The organism is Kluyvera genomosp. 3 (assembly GCF_011765685.1).
GTDB lineage: Bacteria > Pseudomonadota > Gammaproteobacteria > Enterobacterales > Enterobacteriaceae > Kluyvera > Kluyvera georgiana_A.
On the sequence record NZ_CP050321.1, the window covers coordinates 1 to 23396 of the forward strand.

At 54.2% G+C, this 23396-nt stretch carries 22 protein-coding genes; 14 read left to right on the forward strand and 8 right to left on the reverse strand.

Annotated elements, in window-relative coordinates; all coding sequences use genetic code 11:
- Nucleotides 1-304 precede the first annotated feature (304 nt).
- Together GY169_RS00005 and mdtD are read left to right on the forward strand one after the other, a co-directional pair.
- Nucleotides 305-1009, forward strand: coding sequence for a FadR/GntR family transcriptional regulator (locus GY169_RS00005; RefSeq protein ID WP_167574673.1), 705 nt, complete (start codon nucleotides 305-307; stop codon nucleotides 1007-1009).
- A gap of 10 nt (nucleotides 1010-1019) precedes the next feature.
- The gene (mdtD, locus tag GY169_RS00010; RefSeq protein WP_064540545.1) at nucleotides 1020-2408 is read left to right on the forward strand and encodes a multidrug transporter subunit MdtD; all 1389 of its coding nucleotides are present in this window, start codon (nucleotides 1020-1022) and stop codon (nucleotides 2406-2408) included.
- Nucleotides 2409-2410: 2 nt separating this feature from the next.
- On the opposite strand, the gene rbsR is transcribed toward mdtD, so the two are convergent.
- The 7 genes from rbsR to kup all read right to left on the reverse strand — a co-directional run bounded on the left by rbsR (nucleotide 2411) and on the right by kup (nucleotide 10311).
- Nucleotides 2411-3403 (reverse strand): ribose operon transcriptional repressor RbsR, encoded by a 993-nt coding sequence (rbsR, locus tag GY169_RS00015; protein ID WP_163449491.1) that lies wholly within the window; start codon nucleotides 3401-3403, stop codon nucleotides 2411-2413.
- Between the two features lie 3 nt (nucleotides 3404-3406).
- A complete protein-coding gene (gene rbsK, locus GY169_RS00020; protein ID WP_167574674.1) occupies nucleotides 3407-4336 on the reverse strand; it encodes a ribokinase in 930 nt (309 codons plus the stop codon).
- Nucleotides 4337-4446: 110 nt separating this feature from the next.
- The gene (gene rbsB / locus GY169_RS00025) at nucleotides 4447-5337 is read right to left on the reverse strand and encodes a ribose ABC transporter substrate-binding protein RbsB (protein WP_106930081.1); all 891 of its coding nucleotides are present in this window, start codon (nucleotides 5335-5337) and stop codon (nucleotides 4447-4449) included.
- A gap of 27 nt (nucleotides 5338-5364) precedes the next feature.
- Nucleotides 5365-6330, reverse strand: a complete 966-nt coding sequence (gene rbsC / locus GY169_RS00030) for a ribose ABC transporter permease (protein WP_065357329.1) — start codon at nucleotides 6328-6330, stop codon at nucleotides 5365-5367.
- Between the two features lie 5 nt (nucleotides 6331-6335).
- Nucleotides 6336-7841 carry a ribose ABC transporter ATP-binding protein RbsA gene (rbsA, locus tag GY169_RS00035; RefSeq protein WP_163449489.1) on the reverse strand — a complete coding sequence of 502 codons (1506 nt, stop codon included), beginning with the start codon at nucleotides 7839-7841 and terminating at the stop codon, nucleotides 6336-6338.
- Nucleotides 7842-7848: 7 nt separating this feature from the next.
- Nucleotides 7849-8268 carry a D-ribose pyranase gene (rbsD, locus tag GY169_RS00040; RefSeq protein WP_163449488.1) on the reverse strand — a complete coding sequence of 140 codons (420 nt, stop codon included), beginning with the start codon at nucleotides 8266-8268 and terminating at the stop codon, nucleotides 7849-7851.
- 174 nt (nucleotides 8269-8442) lie between these two features.
- A complete protein-coding gene (gene kup / locus GY169_RS00045) occupies nucleotides 8443-10311 on the reverse strand; it encodes a low affinity potassium transporter Kup (protein ID WP_163449487.1) in 1869 nt (622 codons plus the stop codon).
- A gap of 219 nt (nucleotides 10312-10530) precedes the next feature.
- On the opposite strand from kup, the gene ravA reads away from it, so the two are divergent.
- Together ravA and viaA are read left to right on the forward strand one after the other, a co-directional pair.
- Complete coding sequence (gene ravA, locus GY169_RS00050; RefSeq protein WP_064540571.1) at nucleotides 10531-12027, forward strand: ATPase RavA; 1497 nt, start codon at nucleotides 10531-10533, stop codon at nucleotides 12025-12027.
- Complete coding sequence (gene viaA / locus GY169_RS00055; RefSeq protein WP_167574675.1) at nucleotides 12027-13478, forward strand: ATPase RavA stimulator ViaA; 1452 nt, start codon at nucleotides 12027-12029, stop codon at nucleotides 13476-13478. The genes ravA and viaA overlap by 1 nt, the downstream gene beginning before the upstream one ends.
- A gap of 6 nt (nucleotides 13479-13484) precedes the next feature.
- Here the strand turns inward: viaA and asnA are convergent, their stop codons facing one another.
- A complete protein-coding gene (gene asnA, locus GY169_RS00060; protein WP_167574676.1) occupies nucleotides 13485-14477 on the reverse strand; it encodes an aspartate--ammonia ligase in 993 nt (330 codons plus the stop codon).
- A gap of 151 nt (nucleotides 14478-14628) precedes the next feature.
- On the opposite strand from asnA, the gene asnC reads away from it, so the two are divergent.
- The 10 genes from asnC (at nucleotide 14629) to atpA (ending at nucleotide 23363) form a co-directional block, all read left to right on the forward strand.
- On the forward strand, nucleotides 14629-15087 hold the full coding sequence (gene asnC / locus GY169_RS00065; protein ID WP_035893632.1) for a transcriptional regulator AsnC: 459 nt from the start codon (nucleotides 14629-14631) through the stop codon (nucleotides 15085-15087).
- 88 nt (nucleotides 15088-15175) lie between these two features.
- Entirely contained in the window at nucleotides 15176-15625 is a 450-nt protein-coding gene (gene mioC, locus GY169_RS00070; RefSeq protein WP_163449343.1) for an FMN-binding protein MioC, read from the forward strand.
- A 372-nt stretch (nucleotides 15626-15997) separates the two neighbouring features.
- Entirely contained in the window at nucleotides 15998-17887 is a 1890-nt protein-coding gene (mnmG, locus tag GY169_RS00075; RefSeq protein WP_163449342.1) for a tRNA uridine-5-carboxymethylaminomethyl(34) synthesis enzyme MnmG, read from the forward strand.
- Nucleotides 17888-17996: 109 nt separating this feature from the next.
- Entirely contained in the window at nucleotides 17997-18620 is a 624-nt protein-coding gene (rsmG, locus tag GY169_RS00080; protein WP_163449341.1) for a 16S rRNA (guanine(527)-N(7))-methyltransferase RsmG, read from the forward strand.
- 614 nt (nucleotides 18621-19234) lie between these two features.
- A complete protein-coding gene (atpI, locus tag GY169_RS00085; protein WP_163449340.1) occupies nucleotides 19235-19615 on the forward strand; it encodes a F0F1 ATP synthase subunit I in 381 nt (126 codons plus the stop codon).
- An 8-nt stretch (nucleotides 19616-19623) separates the two neighbouring features.
- On the forward strand, nucleotides 19624-20439 hold the full coding sequence (gene atpB, locus GY169_RS00090; protein ID WP_005121454.1) for a F0F1 ATP synthase subunit A: 816 nt from the start codon (nucleotides 19624-19626) through the stop codon (nucleotides 20437-20439).
- A gap of 46 nt (nucleotides 20440-20485) precedes the next feature.
- Nucleotides 20486-20725, forward strand: a complete 240-nt coding sequence (gene atpE, locus GY169_RS00095; RefSeq protein ID WP_000429386.1) for a F0F1 ATP synthase subunit C — start codon at nucleotides 20486-20488, stop codon at nucleotides 20723-20725.
- A 65-nt stretch (nucleotides 20726-20790) separates the two neighbouring features.
- Nucleotides 20791-21261, forward strand: coding sequence for a F0F1 ATP synthase subunit B (gene atpF, locus GY169_RS00100; RefSeq protein ID WP_064540589.1), 471 nt, complete (start codon nucleotides 20791-20793; stop codon nucleotides 21259-21261).
- Nucleotides 21262-21275: 14 nt separating this feature from the next.
- Complete coding sequence (gene atpH / locus GY169_RS00105) at nucleotides 21276-21809, forward strand: F0F1 ATP synthase subunit delta (protein ID WP_064540592.1); 534 nt, start codon at nucleotides 21276-21278, stop codon at nucleotides 21807-21809.
- 12 nt (nucleotides 21810-21821) lie between these two features.
- Nucleotides 21822-23363, forward strand: coding sequence for a F0F1 ATP synthase subunit alpha (gene atpA / locus GY169_RS00110; RefSeq protein ID WP_064540595.1), 1542 nt, complete (start codon nucleotides 21822-21824; stop codon nucleotides 23361-23363).
- Nucleotides 23364-23396 lie beyond the last annotated feature (33 nt).

Here is a 23396-nt window from a genome sequence, read left to right on the forward strand (position 1 = left end):
GGTGGCGTATATTACGCTTTCCTCTTTCAGAGTCAAGCGTTTAATTTCGCTTTTCTCTGTCGAGATTCTCAGGAGAATCTCGCTGACCCGGCGGCTTGTTTGCCGTTGTTCCGTGTCAGTGGGAGCGCATTATAGGGAGTTTATTCTGCCTGACAAGGGGAAATTTGAATTATTTTATCGCTCGCTATTTTTTTCATCAAATTGCTTATGAATACGCCGTAAAATGCCCAAACTGCTGTTTTTAACACCGATTCAGCACGTCAAATGGCATACTAAAGAAAGATAAATAATAGGAATGGCATTTATGTCTCTAAGCGCACAGCAACTAGCCGCTCAAAAGAACATCTCCTGGGTCCTGGCTGAGAAAATAGCCCAGAAGATATTAACCGGTGAGTATCCCCCGGAAAGCATCCTCCCCGGCGAGATGGAGCTGGGTGAAATCTTCGGCGTGAGCCGAACCGCCGTTCGCGAAGCGGTAAAAACGCTGTCAGCGAAAGGGATGCTGCTTCCTCGCCCGCGTATTGGTACCCGTGTGATGCCTCAGGCCCACTGGAACTTCCTCGATACCGAGCTGATCTCCTGGTGGCTAACGACAGATAACTTCCAGGCCGTCATGAAACACTTCCTGGTGTTGCGTCGCAGTCTGGAACCGCAGGCCTGCATGCTGGCCGCCACGCTCGGTACCGCCGAGCAGAAAGCCCAGCTCAATACCTTAATGGAAGAGATGGCGACGCTGGAGAAAACATTTGACCGCGAGCGTTGGATCGATATCGACACCTCCTGGCATGAACACATCTATGAAATGAGTGCTAACCCGTTTCTGACATCATTCGCCAAACTGTTCCACTCGGTGTACCACATCTATTTCACCTCGATTACCGAAGATGAGGTGATTGAACTGGCGAGCCACCAGGCCATTGTTGATGCGATACAAGAAGGCGATGGCCCACGGGCATACCAGGCCTGCCAGGCTTTATTAAACGCGCCACATATTCTGGCCGCAGTATAAAGGACAGCGAATGACTGAGAAGAAAGCGCGGAGTATGGCCGGGCTACCGTGGATAGCCGCGATGGCCTTCTTTATGCAGGCGCTAGACGCCACCATTCTGAATACAGCGCTGCCCGCTATCGCGCACAGCCTCAACCGGTCGCCGCTGGCGATGCAATCGGCCATTATCAGCTACACCCTTACGGTGGCCATGCTGATCCCGGTAAGCGGCTGGCTTGCTGACCGCTTCGGTACCCGACGCATCTTTATGCTGGCGGTCAGCCTGTTTACCCTTGGGTCATTGGCGTGCGCGCTTTCGACTTCGCTCGGCGAACTGGTGATCTTCCGTATTATTCAGGGGATTGGCGGCGCCATGATGATGCCCGTCGCCCGTCTGGCACTGCTGCGCGCCTACCCGCGTAGCGAACTGCTACCGGTGCTTAATTTTGTCACCATGCCGGGGCTGATAGGGCCTATTCTGGGCCCGGTGCTGGGTGGCGTTTTTGTCACCTGGGCTACCTGGCACTGGATTTTCCTCATCAACATACCGATCGGCGTTATTGGCATGCTGTACGCACGAAAATACATGCCGAACTTCACGACGCCGCGGCGACGCTTCGATCTCTCAGGATTCCTGCTGTTTGGGTTAAGCCTGGTGCTGTTCTCCATCGGCATGGAGCTGCTCGGCGAGCAGATTGTGTCAGGTTGGGTCGCTCTGATGGTGGTGCTGTTCAGTATTATTTTGCTGCTGGCCTATATCCGCCACGCGCGCAAGCATCCAACACCGCTGATCTCTCTGGGCTTATTCAGAACGCGAACGTTCTCAGTCGGTATTGCTGGTAACCTGGCGACACGCCTGGGCACCGGCTGCGTGCCGTTCCTGATGCCGCTAATGCTGCAGGTTGGCTTTGGCTATCCGGCGCTGATTGCGGGCATCATGATGGCGCCCACGGCAATCGGCTCTATCGTGGCAAAATCAACCGTCACCCAAGTGCTACGCCGGTTGGGCTATCGGAAAACGCTGGTCGGCGTCACGCTGTTTATCGGCTTAATGATCGCGCAGTTCTCATTACAATCGCCGTCAATGCCGGTGTGGATGCTGATTCTGCCGCTGTTCGTGTTGGGGATGGCCATGTCGACGCAGTTCACTTCGATGAACACCATTACGCTTGCCGATCTCTCCGACGATAACGCCAGCGGCGGCAACAGCCTGCTGGCCGTTACACAGCAATTGTCGATTAGCCTGGGGGTGGCTATCAGCGCCGCGGTACTACGCTCGTATCAAAGTATTGTCGGCTCGACGATTGAGCAGTTCCACTACACCTTTATCACCATGGGGGTGATAACGGCAGTGTCAGCGCTGATGTTTATGCTGCTGCGGCCGAAAGATGGCCGCAATCTGATAAAAGAAAAGCACTAACCTTAGACGGACCCACGCACCACCAGCTCGGGCGTCAGCTGCATACGCTGCTGTTTTTGCCCGGGCTGCGCAATACGGTGAATCAACACATCAATAGCCAGCTCGCCCAGTTCATCTTTTGGTTGGTGAATGGTCGTGAGCGGCGGCGTCATATAGCGCGCCAGTTCGATATCATCATAGCCAATCACCGCCATATCCTGCGGAATACGTAGCCCGGCCTGATACAACGCCTGATAAACCCCTACCGCCATCGCATCGTTACCAACGAAAACGGCATCCGGACGTTCAGGATGCGCCAGCAGTTTCTGCATGGCATCTAATCCGCCGCCAAACTCAAAGTTGCTGGTAATTTCATAGCCGTCCGGAATCGGCAACTGCGCATTATGCATGGCTTCCCGATAGCCCTCGAGACGCAGCCGCGCCGGGGTTTTATCCAGCGGACCTGAAATACAGGCAATGCGCGTATAGCCACGCTCGATCAAATAGCGAGTCGCCATATCGCCGCCCAACAGCGAGTTATCCTGAATCAGGTCGCTGTCGCCGTCGAATGGCGCCCAGTCCATCATCACGGAGGGAATAGACGGATAGCGCTGCATAATTTCCAGCGACGGCTGGTGCGTTTCGGTGCACAGCAGTAGCAGCCCGTCGACACGCTTCTGCATCAGCGTTTCCAGGTTGCGGTTCATCCGCTGTTCGTCGCCTTCGGTATTGCATAGCACCAGACTGTAACCACGCTCGAAACAGCTGCGCTCCACGCCGCGCACCAGCTCTGAATAAAAGGGGTTGGTACTGGCGGTAATCAGCATACCGATGGTGTGAGTCTGATTCAGCTTGAGACTACGCGCCAGCGCTGACGGGGCGTAGTTCAGCGCTTTGATGGCCGCATCAACCTTCTCGGTTATTGCATCGCTGACAAACCGGTCTTTGTTGATGACATGAGATACCGTGGAGGTGGAAACGCCCGCCAGGCGAGCAACATCCTTCATTGTGGCCAAGCATTACCCCTGCTGACGTAAAAATTCGTCGATCTCTTCACGCCAGGGCACAGAGGGCTGCGCGCCTTTGCGTGTCACGGCAATAGCGGCGGCGGCGTGCGCAAAGCGCAGCGCGTCGGCCAACGGCGTATTCTCCAGCAACGCAGTCATCAGCGCGCCGTTAAAGGTATCGCCTGCGGCGATGGTGTCGATAGCCTGCACTTTAAAGCCCGGTACGCGACGCCCTTCGCCCTTAACGCTGGCCCATACGCCGCGGCTGCCAAGAGTAATAATCACCGTGTCGATGCCTTTCGCGTGCAGTACCTGTGCGGCTTTCGCGGCGTCGTCATCGTTTTCCACCCGAACACCGGTCAGCTTCTCAGCCTCGGTCTCATTTGGGGTAATGATATCCACCAGCGACAGCAGTGTATCCGGCAGCTCGCGAGCGGGGGCCGGGTTCAATACCACGGTGGTTTGATTCTGATGGGCAATCTGAGCCGCCAGCAATACGCTATCCAGCGGGGATTCAAGCTGCATCAGCAGCGCATCTGCCTCGGCAATGCGTTCACGCTGTGCCTCGACCAGCCCAGTAGATAGTGCGGCGTTAGCGCCCGCGTGAATGCCAATCACATTCTCGCCTTCGCCGTTGACGAAGATCAGCGCTACGCCGGTCGACTCACCGGCTACCGCGCTCACGGGCGCGATATCAATGCGGTCAACCTGCAACTGTTTACGGATACGCTCACCGATATCGTCATCGCCAGTGCAGGCAATAAACGCGATATCCGCGCCGCTGCGCCCGGCAGCAACCGCCTGGTTCGCGCCTTTGCCGCCAAATGCGACCTGATAATGGCTACCGGTGACGGTTTCGCCTGGCGTCGGGAAAGATTCAAGATTGAGAATGTGATCGGCATTGATGCTGCCAAGGACGACGAGTTTGCCTGCGGTTTTCATTTTCAGAGTGTCCGGTAAGATGCGCCACCGGTATCCCGGTGGCGCGTGCCCTACTTTTCTTTATAGATATTGTCCCTCAGGCTGCAACAGCCTGAATCGCATTCGCGTTATTACTGCTTAATTACCAGCTTCAGGTCAACAGGATATTTTGCCTGTACCTTTTCGCCTTTCAGCACTTTGTCGGCGGTTTCCACGCCTTTTGCACCGATCTGATCCGGCAACTGGGCAATAGTCGCCGCCAGTTTGCCGTCATTCACCGCTTTTTCGCCATCCGGCGTACCGTCGAAGCCTACGACCATGACATCGGATTTACCGGCGGTTTGCAGCGCACGCAGCGCGCCCAGCGCCATTTCGTCGTTCTGAGCGAAGACAGCCTTCACGTCCGGATGCGCGGTCAGCAGGTTCTGCATCACGTTCAGACCTTTAGTACGGTCGAAGTCGGCAGGCTGGCTTGCCAGCACGTTGAATTTATGTGCCGCGACAGCCTGCTGGAAGCCTTCACCACGCTCGCGCGCGGCAGAAGTCCCGGCGATACCCTGCAGTTCGATGACTTTAGCGCCTTCACCGGCTTTCTTCGCAATATAGTCACCGGCGATTTTACCGCCCAGCACGTTATCAGACGCGATATGGCTCACAACCTCACCTTTAGAGGCCACGCGGTCGAGGGTAATCACCGGGATTTTAGCCTGGTTTGCCATCTTGATGGCGTTACCCACCGCGTCGGAGTCCGTCGGGTTGATCAGCAGAATTTTGGTGCCACGAACCGTTAAATCCTGAACGTTAGCCAGCTCTTTCGCCGGGTTGTTCTGTGAGTCCAGAACCACCAGGTTATAGCCCAGTTTGTCCGCTTCTTTCTGCGCGCCGTCCTTCAGGGAGACAAAGAACGGGTTATTCAGGGTAGAGATAACCAGTGCAATGGTATCTTTCGCCATCGCGTTCGCACTGACGGTGGCGCTCAGCGCAACCGCGGAAACCAGGGTAGCCAGTTTTTTCATGTTCATATCTAAGATGTCCTGTAGTGTCGTTTGTTACTGCTTTTTGTTGTCCACCAGCACCGCCAGCAAAATGACGACTGCTTTAACGATCATCTGGTAATAAGAAGAAACGCCTAACAAGTTCAAACCGTTGTTCAAGAACCCAAGAATCAGCGCACCGATAAGCGTGCCGACGATACGACCCTTACCGCCCGCCAGGCTGGTACCGCCCAGTACTACCGCCGCGATAGCATCCAGCTCATAGCCGGTACCCGCAGTCGGTTGTGCCGAGGAGAGGCGCGCCACTTCAATAATACCCGCCAGCGCCGACAGTAACCCGCACAAAGAGTAGACGATAATTTTGACTTTATTGACGCTAATACCGGAAAGACGCGTTGCCGCTTCGTTACCGCCCAGCGCATAGATATAACGACCCAGACGCGTGTGGTGCAGCATGTACCACGCCGCGAGGAAGACAATCGCCATGATCCACACCGGCGTTGGGATACCCAGCGGGCGGCCAATACCGAACCAGCCAAACACGTCAGCGTTGTCGGTAAAGCCGGTATTGACCGGACTACCGTTGGTGTAGACCATGGTCACACCGCGCAGCAGCAGCATCATCACCAGCGTAGCGATAAATGCCTGCACCCGCCCTTTAGCAACAATCACGCCGGTAACGGCCCCAATTGCGGCACCTAATGCGAGTGCGGCAGCAACCGCCACCAGCGCATTAACTTCGATGCCCACAATCGAGGCGGCGACCGCGCCGGTCAACGCCAGCAGGGAACCGACGGACAGGTCGATCCCCGACGTTAAAATGACCAGCGTCATCCCAACCGCCATGATCGCATTCACGGAGGTTTGCTGCAGGATGTTGAACAGGTTATTGACGGTAAAAAAGTTGGGGCTCATGGTCGAGACAATCGCTATCAGCACCAGCAGAGCTATCAGCGATTTTTGCTCCAGCAGCCATGCTTTAGTGAAATAGCGGCGACCCGCCACAGACTGGGTTGTCATCTTTTTTACTCCTGGTTCACGCGGTTAAGCTTGCCCACAGCGGCAGCCATTAATACTTCCTGGGTGGCCTGCTCGCGTGAAAACTCACCGCCGAGATGCCCTTCATGCATCACAATAATGCGATCGCTCATCCCCAATACTTCCGGCATCTCCGAGGAGACCAGAATAATGCTCAGGCCGTCGGCCTTGAACTGGTTGATCAGCTGATAAATTTCTTTCTTCGCCCCCACGTCGACGCCGCGCGTCGGCTCATCAAGGATCAGTACCTTCGGGCGAGTCATCAGGCCGCGCGCAATGGCGACTTTTTGCTGATTACCACCGGAGAGCAGACCGATCGCTTGCTCCATAGACGGCGTTTTGACGTTAAACAGACGGATAAAATCGCTCACCGCCTGCTGTTCGTCTTTATGCTTCAAACTACCGCCAGCACGGCTGAAATAGCGCAGCGCCGTCAGCGACATGTTCTCTTTCACCGACATGCCCAGCACCAGGCCATCACGCTTACGGTCTTCGGAAATATAGACAATGCCGTTCGCCAGACCATCCTGCGGTGAACGCGTCACCACTTCATGGCCGTCTAGCGTCACGTAGCCGCTGGTTCGCGGCAGCGCACCGTACAGCACTTTCATTAATTCGGTGCGCCCGGCGCCCATCAGCCCCGCCACACCAAGAATTTCACCTTTGCGCAGGGTAAAGGAGACGCTGTTCACGCCTGGCCCGCACAGTGCGTCCACCTTCAGGCGGATCTCACCCGGTTCTTTGTCCAGATGCGGGTACTGATCTTCGAGTTTGCGGCCGACCATCATCTCAATCAGCAGATCTTCATTCAGGCTGGCGACTTCGCGTTCGGCAATAAACTGCCCGTCGCGGAAGACGGTCACGTCGTCGCAGATCTCGAAGATCTCTTTCATACGGTGGGAGATATAGACAATGCCGCGCCCCTGCGATTTCAGCTCGCGGATGACGCGGAACAGGGATTCGGTTTCAGTATCGGTCAGGGCATCGGTCGGTTCGTCCATAATAATGACCTTCGACTCAAAGCTCAGCACCTTGGCAATTTCCACCATCTGCTGATCGCCGATAGAGAGGTCACCCACCAAACGGTCGCTCTTAAAGCGCAGATTGAGTTTAGCCAGCAGGATATCGGCCTCGGCGTACATCTTCTTCCAGTCGATTTTGCCAAAGCGATTCACAAACTCACGGCCAAGGAAAATGTTCTCGGCAATCGTCAGCTGTGGAATAAGGTTCAGTTCCTGGTGGATAATGCCGATACCGGCTTCCTGCGAGGATTTTGGGCCGTTAAAGGTGGTCTCTTTACCCAGCCATAACAAAGAGCCAGCGTCGCGGGTGTAGATCCCGGTCAGCACCTTCATCATGGTGGATTTGCCCGCGCCGTTTTCGCCCACCAGCGCCATCACGCGGCCAGCGTAGACGTTCAGCGCGGCGCCAGCTAGCGCCTTCACGCCCGGGAACGATTTATCGATCCCTTTCAGTTGTAAGAGTGCGTCCATGATGGCCTCAGAAGGTGACGCCAGCACAGAGAATGATATTCGCATACGGGGAACATTCCCCGCTGCGAATCACCGCCTGACTGTCTGCGGTTTGTTGTTTGAACTGCTCATGTGAGACGTAACGAACGTCAATGCTATTTCCCTGGTGTTGCTGCAGCTGCTCAAGGTGTTTGAGCAACGTTTCGTGAAGCTGCGGATTATGGTGTTGAATTTCCGCGGCGAGAATGGCGGCCTCGACCTGCATCTCTTGCGTCACCACGCCCAACACCTGCATGAAGGTGGGAACGCCCTGGGTTAGCGCCATATCAATGCGCGCCGTGCTACGAGGGATGGGTAAACCCGCATCGCATACCACCAGCGTATCGGTATGGCCCAAACGGGAAATAACCGACGAGATTTCAGAGTTGAGTACCGTGCCTTTCTTCATTTTGTTTTCTTGCTCCACTAGCGAAACGTTTCGCTGTCATAAGTGTAGTCTGAAGAACGCGCAGAAAACCATCACCAGGTTATAGAAATGTGATCGCCATCGAAACGTTTCGCGAACAGAGAAGAGGGGATAAAAAAACGCCCTCCGTCAAAATGAGGGAGGGCGTTGATGGCGTTAGATTTCGACCTGGGTGCCCAGCTCGATAACGCGGTTTGGCGGGATCTCGAACTGGTCCGGCGCGCGCAGCGCGTTACGCTGCAGCAGCAGATACAGCTTGCCGCGCAGGCGTAGATACCATGGCCGTTTGCCGACGATCAGCGACTCATGCGACATAAAGAACGATGTTTCCATCATCCGGCAGCTTAAACCTTCCAGACCGCAGCGGTGGAACACCTCTTCCACGTTCGGGGTTTCACGCCAACCGTAGCTGGCCACCACGCGCCAGAAGGTTGGCGACAGCTGCTCAATCTGCACGCGACGCACATTATGCACGTACGGCGCATCTTCGGTACGCAGCGTCAGCAGAATGACGCGCTCATGCAGCACCTTGTTGTGCTTGAGGTTATGCAGCATGGCAAACGGAATGACGTTCAGCGCGCGCGACATATACACCGCGGTGCCCGGCACGCGGACCGGCGGCGATTTCTCCAGCGAGGCGATCATCGCTTCCAGAGAGTTACCGTGTTCATGCATCCGGCGCAGCAGGCGGAAACGCTCGCTTTTCCAGGTGGTCATGATGGTGAGCATGATCAGCGCCAGCGTCAGCGGCAACCAACCACCGGAGACAATCTTATCCAGGTTCGCCGAGAACAGCGGAATGTCGATGCACATAAACGCCACAAACAGCAGCGCAACCAGGAACTTATTCCAGTGCCAGTTTTTACGCGCCACCGTGGTGAACAGAATGGTCGTCAGGACCATCGTCCCGGTAACCGCAATCCCGTATGCCGCCGCCAGATTTGAGGAGTGCTCGAAGCTGACAATCACAATAACCACGGAGATGTACAGCAGCCAGTTGATGAACGGGATATAGATCTGCCCCGATTCCATCTCTGAGGTATGAATAATGCGCATCGGCGACAGATACCCCAGACGCACGGCCTGGCGCGTCAGCGAGAAGACGCCGGAGATCACCGCCTGAGAGGCGATAACCGTCGCCAGGGCAGCGATAATCAGCATCGGAATCAACGCCCATTCGGGCGCCAGCAGGAAGAACGGGTTCTTAATCGCTTCCGGATGCTTGAGCAGCAACGCGCCCTGACCAAAGTAGTTCAGCACCAGTGACGGCAGCACCACCGAGAACCAGGCCAGGCGAATCGGCAGCTTCCCGAAGTGCCCCATGTCGGCATACAGCGCTTCCACGCCGGTAATCGACAGCACCACCGCGCCCAATGCGATAAAGGAGACGGTTTTGTATTGCAGGAAGAAATTCACCGCCCAATAAGGGTTCAATGCCTGCAACACTTCCGGGTTGGCGATAATGCTGCGCGCGCCGAGGCCTGCCAGCAGCAGGAACCAGATGAGCATAATCGGCGCAAACAGTTTACCGACCATGCTGGTACCGTGCTTCTGAATCGCAAACAGCAGCGTCAAAACAATAATGGAGATGGGAACCACCCAGGTATCAAGCTGGGGGGCGATGATTTCCAGACCTTCTATCGCCGACATCACCGAAATCGCCGGCGTGATGACCACTTCACCATAGAAGAAGCTGCCGCCAATCAGCCCGAGAATCACCAGTACAGAAGTCATGCGCGCGGACGTATTACGCCCCGCCAGAGACATCAGCGTCAGTATCCCCCCTTCGCCGGCGTTGTCCGCCCGCATCACGAAGGTGATGTATTTGAGAGATACCGTTAACAGCAATAGCCAGAAGATTAATGACAGAAAGCCAAAAACCGCGTCACGTTCAACGCCAAAACCGAACTGGCCAGATAAACATTCACGAAGCGTATAAAGAGGGCTGGTACCAATATCGCCGTATACCACGCCAATTGCAGCGAGTGTAATCGCTGATAAAGATTGTTTATTATCAGTGCTCATAGACTAGTCTTTCGTTTATGAAACAAATGTGTGCCTAGTCCCTTGGCCCACGAAAAGCGCACAGTATGCACGATTAGCGTCAAAATCGTACCCCTTAATCACGTCATATTAACCTGCCTCAAGAAATTGCGAGGTACTATTCAGGCTATTCACCTAAAGACTTAAACGTCTATACTCAGCCAGTTAGCTGATTAAACGGCGAAAGGACGCAAGTTAATTATGGCCCAACCACATTTATTAGCAGAAAGAATTTCGCGGCTGAGCAGCGCGCTGGAGAAAGGGCTATTTGAACGTAGTCACGCTATTCGCCTCTGCTTGCTGGCAGCCCTGAGCGGCGAAAGCGTCTTTTTACTTGGTCCACCGGGGATCGCGAAAAGCCTGATTGCCCGCCGCCTGAAGTTCGCCTTCCAGCACGCCCGCGCGTTCGAATATCTGATGACCCGTTTCTCTACGCCGGAAGAGGTCTTTGGGCCGCTCTCTATTCAGGCGTTAAAAGATGAAGGCCGCTATGAGCGCCTGACTGCCGGCTATTTACCTGAGGCAGAGATCGTCTTCCTTGATGAAATCTGGAAAGCGGGCCCGGCCATCCTGAACACCTTGCTGACCGCCATCAACGAACGTCACTTCCGTAACGGTGCCAGCGTGGAAAAGATTCCCATGCGCCTGCTGGTCACCGCCTCGAATGAATTGCCGGAAGCCGAAAGCAGTCTCGAAGCATTGTACGACCGCATGCTGATTCGCCTGTGGCTCGATAAAGTGCAGGATAAGGGCAATTTCCGCTCGATGCTGATTAGCCAGCAGGATGAAAACGACAACCCGATTCCGGCCAATCTGCAGGTTACCGACGAAGAGTACTTCCAGTGGCAGAAAGATATCGGCAACGTGAAGCTGCCGGATGCGGTGTTTGAACTGATTTTTACCCTGCGCCAACAGCTGGATAATCTACCAAATGCACCTTACGTTTCCGATCGTCGCTGGAAAAAGGCGATCCGTCTGCTGCAAGCCTGCGCTTTCTTCAGCGGCCGCGACACGATCGCGCCTATCGATCTGATCCTGCTAAAAGAGTGCCTGTGGCACGATGCGGAAAGCCGAAATCTTCTTCAACAACAAATAGATATTTTGATGACCGGGCATGCATGGCAGCAGCAGGCCATGCTCAACAAGCTGGGCGCCATCACCCAGCAGCGCCTGCAAATTCAGCAGCAACAAAGCGACAAAACCGCGCTGAAAGTCACCCGTCTGGGCGGCATGTTTAGCCGCAAACCGCATTATGAGCTGCCGCCGGAGATTCAAACGCCAACGGTGACCCTGCTGCTCCAGCAGCCGCTCAAGCTGCACGATATTGAGGTCATTCACATTACTTTCGAGCGCCAGGCGCTGGAAAACTGGCTGGAGAAGGGCGGCGAGATTCGCGGTAAGCTCAACGGTATCGGTTTTGCGCTGACGTTAAATATGGAAGTGGATGCAGCACAGCATCTGGTCGTGCGCGACATCAGCCTTCAGGGTACCCGTCTGTCCCTGCCGGGTTCGGGCTCAGCAGAAAGTATGCCGACCGAGATCCGCCAGCAGCTGCTCGCCTTAGATGAAGAGTGGCACCAGCAGCATAACCGCTTTAGCGAGCAGCAAAAATGTCTGTTCATTCATGACGAATGGCTGGGACGTATCGAAGCCAGCCTTCAGGACGTGGCCGCACAAATTAAGCAGGCGCAGAGTTAATGCTGACCATCGATACGCTCAACGTCATGCTGGCGGTCGGCGAAGAGGGGATGATCGAAGAGATGATCATCGCCCTGCTGGCATCCCCGCAGTTGGCCGTGTTCTTTGAAAAATTTCCACGCCTGAAAAGCGCCATTACCGACGATCTTCCCCGCTGGCGCGAAACCTTCAGAAACCGACTCAAAGGCACCCCGGTGCCACACGAGCTGGAAGAGGAGGTCATCTGCTATCAGCAGAGCCAGATACTCTCCACCAGCCAGTTTATCGTTCAACTGCCGCAGATTCTGGCGCTACTCACTCGCGTCCAGTCGCCTTTTGCCGCTCAGGCTCAGCAGCTGGCGGCAAATAACGCCACTTTTACCCCTGCGCTACACACCCTTTTCCTGCAACGCTGGCGCTTAAGCCTGGTGGTTCAGGTCACCTCCCTCAATCAGCAGCTGCTGGAAGAAGAGCGTGAACAGTTATTGAGCGAAGTACAGGAACGAATGACGTTAAGCGGTCAGTTGGATCCGGTGCTGGTGGAAAACGATAGCGCCGGTGGGCGGCTGTGGGATATGAGCGCCGGACAGCTGAAGCGCGGCGACTATCAGCTGATTGTGAAATACGGTGAGTTTCTCAGCCAGCAACCGGAGCTGCTGCGCCTGGCCGAGCAGTTGGGCCGTTCGCGCGAAGCCAAATCGGTGCCGAAGAAAGATTCCCCCATGGAGACTTTCCGTTCGCTGGTGCGCGAGCCCTCCACCGTGCCCGAGCAGGTTGATGGCATCCAGCAAAGCGACGATATTCTGCGTTTATTGCCGCCGGAGCTGGCAACGCTTGGCATCACCGAGCTGGAATATGAGTTTTACCGGCGGCTGGTGGAGAAACAGCTGTTAACCTACCGTCTACACGGCGACGCCTGGCGCGAGAAGGTGACCGAGCGTCCAGTCGTACATCAGGACGTTGATGAACAGCCGCGCGGGCCGTTTATTGTCTGCGTGGATACGTCCGGCTCGATGGGCGGCTTCAACGAGCAGTGCGCCAAAGCGTTCTGCCTCGCGCTGATGCGCGTGGCGCTGGCGGATAACCGTCGCTGCTACATTATGCTGTTCTCCAGCGAAGTGGTGCGCTACGAGTTAACCGGGCGTCAGGGGCTGGAGCAGGCGATCCGCTTTTTAAGCCAGCGCTTTCGCGGCGGTACCGATATGGCCAGCTGCTTCCGCGCCATTATCGAGCATCTGCAAAACCCGCAGTGGCAGGATGCCGACGCGGTGGTGATTTCCGATTTTATCGCCCAGCGGCTACCGGATGAAGTGGTCAAAAAGGTGGGGGATCTTCAGCATAAACATCAGCATCGTTTTCACGCGGTGGCGATGTCCGCTCATGGCAAACCCGGGATCATGCGCATTTTCGATCATATCTGGCGCTTTGATACCGGGTTAAGAAGCCGCCTGCTGAGGCGCTGGCGGCGTTAGATTGGGTTACAGCAGAGCGGAGACGCTTTCACGTACCTGAGACGGCCATACGCCGCACTGCACCTGGCCGATATGGGGCAGTTGCAGCAACAGCATCGTCAGACGAGACTGACCAATACCGCCGCCGATAGTCTGCGGCATTTCACCACGCAGCAGCGCCTGGTGCCACTCCAGCTGTAAACGATCTTCGTCGCCGGTGATCTGCAGCTGATGTTTCAGCGCTTTCGCATCCACGCGGATCCCCATAGAAGAGAGTTCAAACGCGTCTTCCAGCACCGGGTTCCACACCAGAATATCGCCGTTCAACCCCGTCAGGCCGGAGGCGGTCTGGGTGCTCCAGTCGTCATAGTCCGGTGCACGTACATCGTGGCGCTGACCATCGGACAATTTACCGCCGATACCAATCAGGAACACCGCCCCCAGTTCTTTGGCGATGGCGCGCTCACGGCCTTTTGCATCAAGGCCCGGATAGCGGCTCAGCAGCGTTTCACTGTGCACAAAGTGAATTTGTTCTGGCAGGAACGGTGTCAGCCCAAACTCTTTGCTTACAGCAGCTTCGGTTTCTTTAATGCCCGCCCAAATCGCCTTTACGGTACTTTCCAGCGTGCTGGCGTGGCGTTCGTCATCCCCCATCACACGTTCCCAGTCCCACTGGTCAACGTAAACGGAGTGAATCGGAGAGAGTCGGTCTTCATCGGGGCGAAGGGCCTTCATATGCGTGTACAGCCCTTCGCCCGCGCTGAAGTCGTGTTGTCCCAGGGTTTGACGCTTCCACTTCGCAAGGGAATGAACCACTTCGAACTGGGCATCTGGCAGTGTTTTCACTTTCACCTGAACCGCCTTCTCGCAACCAGACAGGTTGTCCTGTGTCCCATCCCCCACGCGGCTTAAGATCGGCGCCTGGACTTCTACGAGCCCTAGCTTCTCTTCCAGCTGACGGGAAAAATAGGATTTAACGAAACTGATCTGGCGTTGTTTTGCGATGTATGCGGTTTTCATTATTTTTACTCCTGCGTCCTGTTGCAATTGATTAAGCAACAAAACAGGCCCGCAATTCAATAATCAAACAACAAAAAGCCTTATCGACTTTTGATTCATTAAAAATAAAGGCTAAAATAGAGGTAATCATTAATCTTCATAAGAAAAACCTATGGAAAATTATCAGATCGACAATCTGGACCGCGGCATTCTTGAGGCCCTGATGGCCAACGCCCGTACCGCCTACGCGGAACTGGCTAAGCAGTTCGCCGTCAGCCCGGGCACCATCCACGTTCGCGTAGAGAAGATGAAACAAGCCGGGATCATTACCGGCGCGCACGTCGACGTCAGCCCCAAACAACTAGGTTATGACGTGGGCTGCTTTATCGGCATTATTCTCAAGAGCGCGAAAGACTATCCGTCGGCGCTGGCACGGCTGGAAAGCCTGGATGAAGTGACCGAGGCGTACTACACCACCGGGCACTACAGCATCTTTATTAAGGTAATGTGCAAATCGATCGACGCCCTCCAACAGGTACTTATCAACAAGATCCAAACAATTGATGAAATTCAGTCCACCGAAACGCTGATCGTCCTGCAGAACCCGATCATGCGTACCATCAAGCCGTGATCGCCTTTTTTAATCCCACATTTTTCCACAGGTAGATCCCAGCTCGCTCACAGCGTACAATGCGCCTTCTTTATAAAGGTGGGCGAGCATGGCAGACATCACTCTAATCAGCGGTAGCACGCTTGGCAGTGCTGAATATGTTGCGGAACATCTGGCGGAAAAGCTGGACGACGCTGGTTTTTCCAGCGAAATGCTGCATGGCCCGATGCTGGATGAGGTTCCTGCTGAGGGGATCTGGCTGGTGATCAGCTCTACACACGGTGCAGGCGACATTCCTGACAACCTGCTTCCTTTATATGAAGCATTATGCGAGCAGAAACCGGATCTCTCCCGCGTTCGCTTCGGTGCCGTTGGTATCGGTAGCCGTGAATACGACACATTTTGCGGCGCTATCGACAAACTGGAAGCTGAACTGAAGGCTTGTGGCGCAAAACAGGTTGGCGAAACGCTGCGGATCAACGTCCTTGAACATGAGATTCCGGAAGATCCGGCTGAAATTTGGCTGGGATCATGGCATCCATTGCTCAGAGATTTGTAAAGATCGTATTTTTTTATGTGGATAACTCTGGTTAAAAGCTTGGATCAACCGGTAGTTATCCAAAGAATAACCGTTGGCTAGTTTTTGAGTTGTGCATAACCCTTCACTTTGATCCCAGCTTATACGGACCAGGATCACCGATCATTCACAGATAATGATCCGTCTTAAACGGTTGATCTTAATGTCCGGATCGTACTTATCCACAAAGGTTGGCGATCCTAATAAGAGATCACAATAGAACAGATCTCTAAATAAAAAGATCTTCTTTTTAATACCCAGGATCCAGACGCTTTCTCCATCGACTAAAGTTGAGTAGAATCCACGCCCGGACTTCAATCCATTTAAAAACCGCAGTACGCGAGGCAAACCACCATGTTTTATCAGGATCCTTTTGACGTCATCATCATTGGCGGGGGTCATGCAGGCACTGAGGCCGCGATGGCCGCAGCGCGAATGGGTCAGCAGACCCTGCTTTTGACACACAATATCGACACTCTGGGGCAGATGAGCTGCAACCCGGCGATTGGCGGCATTGGGAAGGGACACCTGGTAAAAGAAGTGGATGCGCTCGGCGGCCTGATGGCAACGGCGATCGACCACGCCGGCATTCAGTTTAGGATACTAAACGCCAGTAAAGGCCCGGCCGTTCGCGCCACTCGCGCTCAGGCGGATCGCGTGCTCTACCGTCAGGCGGTCCGTACTGCACTGGAGAACCAGCCTAACCTGATGATCTTCCAGCAGGCGGTTGAAGATCTGATTGTCGAAAACGATCGTGTTGTTGGCGCTGTCACCCAGATGGGCCTCAAATTCCGTGCAAAAGCGGTCGTGCTGACCGTCGGGACCTTCCTGGACGGCAAAATCCATATTGGCCTGGATAACTACAGCGGTGGCCGCGCAGGCGATCCGCCATCTATCCCGCTGTCCCGTCGCCTGCGCGAACTGCCGCTGCGCGTCAGCCGCCTGAAAACCGGGACGCCGCCGCGAATTGACGCGCGCACCATCGATTTCAGCGTATTGGCTCAACAAAACAGCGATGACCCAATGCCGGTCTTCTCGTTCCTTGGCGAAGTGTCTCAGCACCCGCGCCAGATGCCGTGCTACGTCACGCATACCAACGAGAAAACCCATGACGTGATCCGTAATAACCTCGATCGTAGCCCGATGTATGCTGGCGTGATCGAAGGCATCGGCCCGCGCTACTGTCCGTCGATCGAAGACAAAGTGATGCGCTTTGCCGATCGTAACCAGCACCAGATCTTCCTGGAGCCGGAAGGGCTAACCTCCAACGAAATTTACCCGAACGGTATCTCCACCAGCCTGCCGTTTGACGTGCAGATGCAGATCGTCCGCTCGATGCAGGGGATGGAAAACGCGAAAATCGTCCGTCCAGGCTATGCTATTGAGTACGATTTCTTCGACCCGCGCGACCTGAAACCGACGCTGGAAAGCAAATTTATCCACGGTCTGTTCTTTGCTGGCCAGATCAACGGCACCACCGGCTACGAAGAAGCCGCGGCACAGGGGCTGCTGGCGGGTCTGAACGCCGCACGGTTGTCCGCCGATAAAGACGGCTGGGCGCCGCGTCGCGATCAGGCTTATCTCGGCGTGCTGGTGGACGATCTCTGTACGCTGGGGACAAAAGAACCGTACCGCATGTTCACCTCCCGCGCCGAATATCGTTTGATGCTGCGTGAAGACAACGCCGATCTGCGCTTGACCGAAATCGGTCGCGAGTTGGGGATGGTGGATGACGTTCGTTGGGCGCGTTTCAACGAGAAGCTGGAAAACATCGAGCGCGAGCGTCAGCGTCTGAAGTCGACCTGGGTAACGCCATCGGCGGAATCAGCAGCCGAAGTGAATGCTCACCTGACTGCACCGCTGTCTCGCGAAGCCAACGGTGAAGATCTGCTGCGTCGTCCGGAAATGACCTACGAGCAGCTGACCTCCCTGACGCCGTTCTCTCCTGCGCTGAAAGATGCTCAGGCGGCAGAGCAGGTGGAAATCCAGGTGAAATACGAAGGTTACATCGCGCGTCAGCAGGATGAGATCGAAAAACAACAGCGCAATGAAAACACGCTGCTGCCGGCCACCCTCGACTATCGTCAGGTGAACGGGCTTTCGAACGAAGTCATTGCCAAGCTCAACGATCACAAACCGGTTTCGATCGGCCAGGCGTCGCGTATCTCCGGGATCACCCCGGCGGCGATCTCGATTCTGCTGGTATGGCTGAAAAAACAAGGTCTGCTGCGCCGCAGCGCCTGATTACCGCCCAGGCGGCTCTTCTGGCGAGCATCTTACGCTCGCCCACTTGATTCATCGGCCCGGTACGCGTCATGCTACCGGGCAGTTATTTTCTGATAGGGTCATCAACGTGCTCAACAAACTTTCTCGTCTGCTGGATGAAGCAGGTATTTCGCTCACCGATCACCAGAAAAATCAGCTTGTTGGCTATGTCGATATGCTGCACAAGTGGAACAAAGCGTACAACCTGACGTCGGTACGCGATCCAAACGAGATGCTGGTGCGCCACATCCTCGACAGCATCGTAGTGGCGCCGTCGCTGAAAGGTGAACGCTTTATTGATGTCGGCACTGGGCCGGGCCTGCCGGGAATACCGCTGTCTATCGTTCTTCCGGATGCGCACTTTACGCTTCTCGATAGTCTGGGCAAGCGCGTTCGCTTCCTGCGCCAGGTTCAGCATGAGCTTGCGCTGACTAACATCACGCCGGTGCAGAGTCGTGTTGAAGAGTTTCCGGCCGAGCCGCCGTTTGATGGCGTTATCAGCCGCGCCTTCGCCTCGCTGAATGATATGGTGAGCTGGTGCCATCACCTGCCGGGTGAAGAAGGTCGTTTTTATGCACTTAAAGGCCAGTTGCCTGAAGATGAGATTACGCAGCTTCCGCCGCAGTTCAGCGTCGAATCCATTGTTGAATTGCGGGTTCCTCAGCTGGAAGGGGAGCGTCATTTGGTGATTATTGCACCAAAGAAAATTTAATATTTATCAAAAAAAGTAGAAAAAAAATGCGGTCTCTGGTGTTAACAAATTGGCGACACTACGCGCCAGTGACTCGCTTAATTTAACTCAGGTTTAACGTGTTTTTATCTTCTCAATAACCAAGCTTTTTTTGTTAATGATGAAAATAGTAAACATGGAAAATATCAGCGTGCTATAAGTCATCACGTTAGCCATTTTGTCATGTTAATAAGTTATTATGAATGTCAATGAATGGTTTTTGTTCTGTTTCTACCTGTTTTTAAAAGAGTGCTCTGATTTCGTCTTAGATATCAAAACGATGAGATGTCATCTTTTGCTACGTTGATACAGATGATGAGCGCTAAAATGTTTAATATGTGATCTCGTGCACGCTTTGTAACCACTGTTTTAGCTGTATTTGCAGTTTTGTACGATCGTTCACACTTTGGCGAAAAGTGGAAAAATAGCGTGAATGAAAAATATTTAAATATTTATTCACGTTTTGGCTACTTATTGTTTGAAATCACGGGGCGTCACCGTATAATTTGACCGCTTTTTGATGCTTGACTCCGAGCTTTAAAGAACGTTTTATACGACACGCGGCATACCTCAAAGGGAGCAGGAGTAGAAACGTGATGTCTATGTCGCTCGTGAGTCGAAACGTTGCTCGTAAGCTTCTGTTCATTCAGCTTCTGGCAGTGATAGCAAGCGGATTGCTGTTCAGCCTAAAAGACCCCTTCTGGGGCATCTCCGCCGCGTGTGGAGGCCTGGCAGTGTTACTGCCTAATATGTTGTTTATGATTTTTGCCTGGCGTCACCAGGCGCATACACCCGCGAAGGGCAAAGTGGCCTGGACGTTCGCCTTCGGCGAAGCGTTTAAGGTGCTAGCGATGCTGGTGTTACTGATTGTGGCGCTGGCGGTTTTAAAGGCGGTATTCTTACCGCTGATCGTTACATGGATTTTGGTGCTAGTGGTTCAGATACTGGCACCCGCTGTAATTAACAACAAAGGGTAAAAGGCATCATGGCTTCTGAAAATATGACGCCGCAGGAATACATAGGGCACCACCTGAATAACCTTCAGCTGGACCTGCGTACTTTCTCGCTGGTAGATCCGCATAACCCCCCAGCCACCTTCTGGACGCTCAATATTGACTCCATGTTCTTCTCGGTGGTGCTGGGTCTGTTGTTCCTGCTTATGTTCCGTAGCGTTGCCAAAAAAGCGACCAGCGGCGTACCAGGTAAATTTCAGACCGCGATTGAGCTGGTAATCGGCTTCGTTCATGGCAGTGTCAAAGACATGTACCATGGCAAAAGCAAGGTTATCGCCCCGCTTGCCCTGACTATCTTCGTCTGGGTCTTCCTGATGAACCTGATGGACTTACTGCCTATCGACCTGCTGCCGTATATTGCTGAGCATATACTGGGCCTGCCGGCGCTGCGCGTGGTTCCGTCTGCGGACGTAAACATTACCCTGTCTATGGCTCTGGGCGTGTTTATCCTGATTCTGTTCTACAGCATCAAAATGAAAGGCATCGGTGGCTTCGCTAAAGAGCTGACACTGCAGCCGTTCAATCACTGGGCATTTATTCCTGTCAACTTAATCCTTGAAGGGGTAAGCCTGCTGTCCAAACCAGTATCTCTGGGTCTGCGACTGTTCGGCAACATGTATGCCGGTGAGCTGATTTTCATTCTGATTGCTGGCCTGCTGCCGTGGTGGTCACAGTGGATTCTGAATGTGCCTTGGGCCATTTTCCACATCCTGATCATTACGCTGCAAGCCTTCATCTTCATGGTTCTGACGATTGTCTATCTGTCGATGGCGTCTGAAGAGCATTAATTTACCAACACTACTACGTTTTAACTGAAACAAACTGGAGACTGTCATGGAAAACCTGAATATGGATCTGCTGTACATGGCTGCCGCTGTGATGATGGGTCTGGCGGCAATCGGTGCTGCGATCGGTATCGGCATCCTCGGGGGCAAATTCCTGGAAGGCGCAGCGCGTCAACCGGATCTGATTCCTCTGCTGCGTACTCAGTTCTTTATCGTTATGGGTCTGGTGGATGCTATCCCGATGATCGCTGTAGGTCTGGGTCTGTACGTGATGTTCGCTGTCGCGTAGTAAGCGTTGCTTTGAATTAAGTAAGAGCAATATCAGAACGTTAACTAGATAAGAGGCATTGTGCTGTGAATCTTAACGCAACAATCCTCGGCCAGGCCATCGCGTTTGTCCTGTTCGTTCTGTTCTGCATGAAATACGTATGGCCGCCGTTAATGGCTGCCATCGAAAAACGTCAAAAAGAGATTGCTGACGGTCTTTCTTCTGCAGAACGAGCTAAAAAGGATTTGGACCTTGCACAGGCCAATGCGACCGACCAGCTGAAAAAAGCAAAAGCGGAAGCCCAGGTTATCATCGAGCAGGCGAACAAACGTCGCTCCCAGATCCTGGACGAAGCCAAAGCTGAAGCAGAGCAGGAACGTACTAAAATCGTGGCACAGGCTCAGGCAGAAATCGACGCCGAGCGTAAACGTGCTCGCGAAGAACTGCGTAAGCAAGTCGCTATCCTGGCTGTTGCTGGCGCCGAGAAGATCATCGAACGTTCCGTGGATGAAGCTGCTAACAGCGACATCGTGGATAAACTTGTCGCTGAACTGTAAGGAGGGAGGGGCTGATGTCTGAATTTGTTACGGTAGCTCGCCCCTACGCCAAAGCAGCTTTTGACTTTGCCGTCGAACACAAAAGCGTAGATCGCTGGCAGGACATGCTGGCGTTTGCCGCCGAAGTGACGAAGAACGAACAAATGGCAGAGCTTCTGTCTGGCGCACTGGCGCCAGAAACGCTCTCTACGTCGTTTATCGCAGTATGCGGTGAGCAACTGGACGAAAACGGTCAGAACCTGATTAAGGTGATGGCTGAAAACGGTCGTCTTAAAGTGCTCCCTGATGTTCTTGAGCAGTTTGTACACCTGCGCGCCGCGAGTGAAGCTACCTCTGAGGTAGAAGTCATTTCCGCTAATGCGTTGAGTGAAGAGCAGCTCGCGAAAATCACCGCCGCGATGGAAAAGCGTCTGTCACGCAAAGTTAAGCTGAATTGCAAAATCGATAAGTCTGTAATGGCAGGCGTTATCATCCGTGCGGGTGATATGGTCATTGATGGCAGCGTACGCGGCCGTCTTGAACGCCTTGCAGACGTCTTGCAGTCTTAAGGGGACTGGAGCATGCAACTGAATTCCACCGAAATCAGCGAACTGATCAAGCAGCGCATTGCTCAGTTCAATGTTGTGAGTGAAGCTCACAACGAAGGTACTATTGTTTCTGTAAGTGACGGTGTTATCCGCATCCACGGCCTGGCCGATTGTATGCAGGGTGAGATGATTTCCCTGCCGGGTAACCGTTACGCTATCGCACTGAACCTGGAGCGCGACTCCGTTGGTGCTGTAGTTATGGGTCCGTACGCTGACCTTGCCGAAGGCATGACCGTCAAGTGTACTGGTCGTATCCTGGAAGTTCCGGTTGGCCGTGGCCTGCTGGGCCGTGTGGTTAACACTCTGGGTGCACCAATCGATGGTAAAGGCGCGCTGGACAACGACGGCTTCTCCGCCGTTGAAGCTATCGCACCGGGCGTAATCGAACGTCAGTCCGTCGATCAGCCGGTTCAGACCGGTTATAAATCCGTTGATGCCATGATCCCAATCGGTCGTGGTCAGCGTGAACTGATCATCGGCGACCGTCAGACCGGTAAAACCGCGCTGGCAATCGACGCCATCATCAACCAACGTGATTCCGGCATCAAGTGCGTCTACGTGGCAATCGGCCAGAAAGCGTCCACCATTTCTAACGTGGTACGTAAACTGGAAGAACACGGCGCGCTGGCTAACACCATCGTTGTTGTGGCAACTGCGTCTGAATCTGCTGCACTGCAATACCTGGCGCCGTATGCCGGTTGCGCAATGGGCGAATACTTCCGCGACCGCGGCGAAGATGCGCTGATCATTTATGATGACCTGTCTAAACAGGCTGTCGCATACCGTCAGATCTCCCTGCTGCTGCGCCGTCCACCAGGACGTGAAGCATTCCCGGGCGACGTATTCTACCTCCACTCTCGTCTGCTGGAGCGTGCTGCGCGTGTTAACGCCGAATACGTTGAAACCTTCACCAAAGGTGAAGTGAAAGGGAAAACCGGTTCTCTGACCGCGCTGCCGATTATCGAAACGCAGGCTGGTGACGTTTCCGCATTCGTTCCGACCAACGTAATTTCCATTACCGATGGTCAGATCTTCCTGGAAACCAACCTGTTCAACGCCGGTATTCGTCCTGCGGTTAACCCGGGTATCTCCGTATCCCGTGTTGGTGGTGCAGCTCAGACCAAGATCATGAAGAAACTGTCCGGTGGTATCCGTACCGCACTGGCACAGTATCGTGAACTGGCAGCATTCTCCCAGTTCGCATCTGACCTTGACGATGCAACCCGTAAGCAGCTGGACCACGGTCAGAAAGTAACTGAACTGCTGAAACAGAAACAGTATGCGCCGATGTCCGTCGCGCAGCAGTCTCTGGTTCTGTTCGCGGCAGAACGTGGTTATCTGGCGGATGTAGAACTGGCGAAAATCGGTAGCTTCGAAGCCGCTCTGCTGGCTTACGTCGACCGTGATCACGCTCCGTTGATGCAAGAGATCAACCAGTCCGGTGGCTATAACGACGAAATCGAAGGCAAGCTGAAAGGCATCCTCGATTCCTTCAAAGCAACCCAATCCTGGTAAAGTCTGACGGCCTGTCTTAGGGCAGGCCGTAGG

Bases quoted from the DNA above. Each gene is read 5' to 3' on its own strand.
- GY169_RS00005 (WP_167574673.1), top strand. From the start codon at position 305: ATGTCTCTAAGCGCACAGCAACTAGCCGCTCAAAAGAACATCTCCTGG.
- mdtD (WP_064540545.1), top strand. From the start codon at position 1,020: ATGACTGAGAAGAAAGCGCGGAGTATGGCCGGGCTACCGTGGATAGCC.
- rbsK (WP_167574674.1), bottom strand. From the start codon at position 4,336: ATGAAAACCGCAGGCAAACTCGTCGTCCTTGGCAGCATCAATGCCGAT.
- rbsB (WP_106930081.1), bottom strand. From the start codon at position 5,337: ATGAACATGAAAAAACTGGCTACCCTGGTTTCCGCGGTTGCGCTGAGC.
- rbsC (WP_065357329.1), bottom strand. From the start codon at position 6,330: ATGACAACCCAGTCTGTGGCGGGTCGCCGCTATTTCACTAAAGCATGG.
- rbsA (WP_163449489.1), bottom strand. From the start codon at position 7,841: ATGGACGCACTCTTACAACTGAAAGGGATCGATAAATCGTTCCCGGGC.
- rbsD (WP_163449488.1), bottom strand. From the start codon at position 8,268: ATGAAGAAAGGCACGGTACTCAACTCTGAAATCTCGTCGGTTATTTCC.
- kup (WP_163449487.1), bottom strand. From the start codon at position 10,311: ATGAGCACTGATAATAAACAATCTTTATCAGCGATTACACTCGCTGCA.
- ravA (WP_064540571.1), top strand. From the start codon at position 10,531: ATGGCCCAACCACATTTATTAGCAGAAAGAATTTCGCGGCTGAGCAGC.
- viaA (WP_167574675.1), top strand. From the start codon at position 12,027: ATGCTGACCATCGATACGCTCAACGTCATGCTGGCGGTCGGCGAAGAG.
- asnA (WP_167574676.1), bottom strand. From the start codon at position 14,477: ATGAAAACCGCATACATCGCAAAACAACGCCAGATCAGTTTCGTTAAA.
- asnC (WP_035893632.1), top strand. From the start codon at position 14,629: ATGGAAAATTATCAGATCGACAATCTGGACCGCGGCATTCTTGAGGCC.
- mioC (WP_163449343.1), top strand. From the start codon at position 15,176: ATGGCAGACATCACTCTAATCAGCGGTAGCACGCTTGGCAGTGCTGAA.
- mnmG (WP_163449342.1), top strand. From the start codon at position 15,998: ATGTTTTATCAGGATCCTTTTGACGTCATCATCATTGGCGGGGGTCAT.
- atpI (WP_163449340.1), top strand. From the start codon at position 19,235: ATGTCTATGTCGCTCGTGAGTCGAAACGTTGCTCGTAAGCTTCTGTTC.
- atpB (WP_005121454.1), top strand. From the start codon at position 19,624: ATGGCTTCTGAAAATATGACGCCGCAGGAATACATAGGGCACCACCTG.
- atpE (WP_000429386.1), top strand. From the start codon at position 20,486: ATGGAAAACCTGAATATGGATCTGCTGTACATGGCTGCCGCTGTGATG.
- atpH (WP_064540592.1), top strand. From the start codon at position 21,276: ATGTCTGAATTTGTTACGGTAGCTCGCCCCTACGCCAAAGCAGCTTTT.
- atpA (WP_064540595.1), top strand. From the start codon at position 21,822: ATGCAACTGAATTCCACCGAAATCAGCGAACTGATCAAGCAGCGCATT.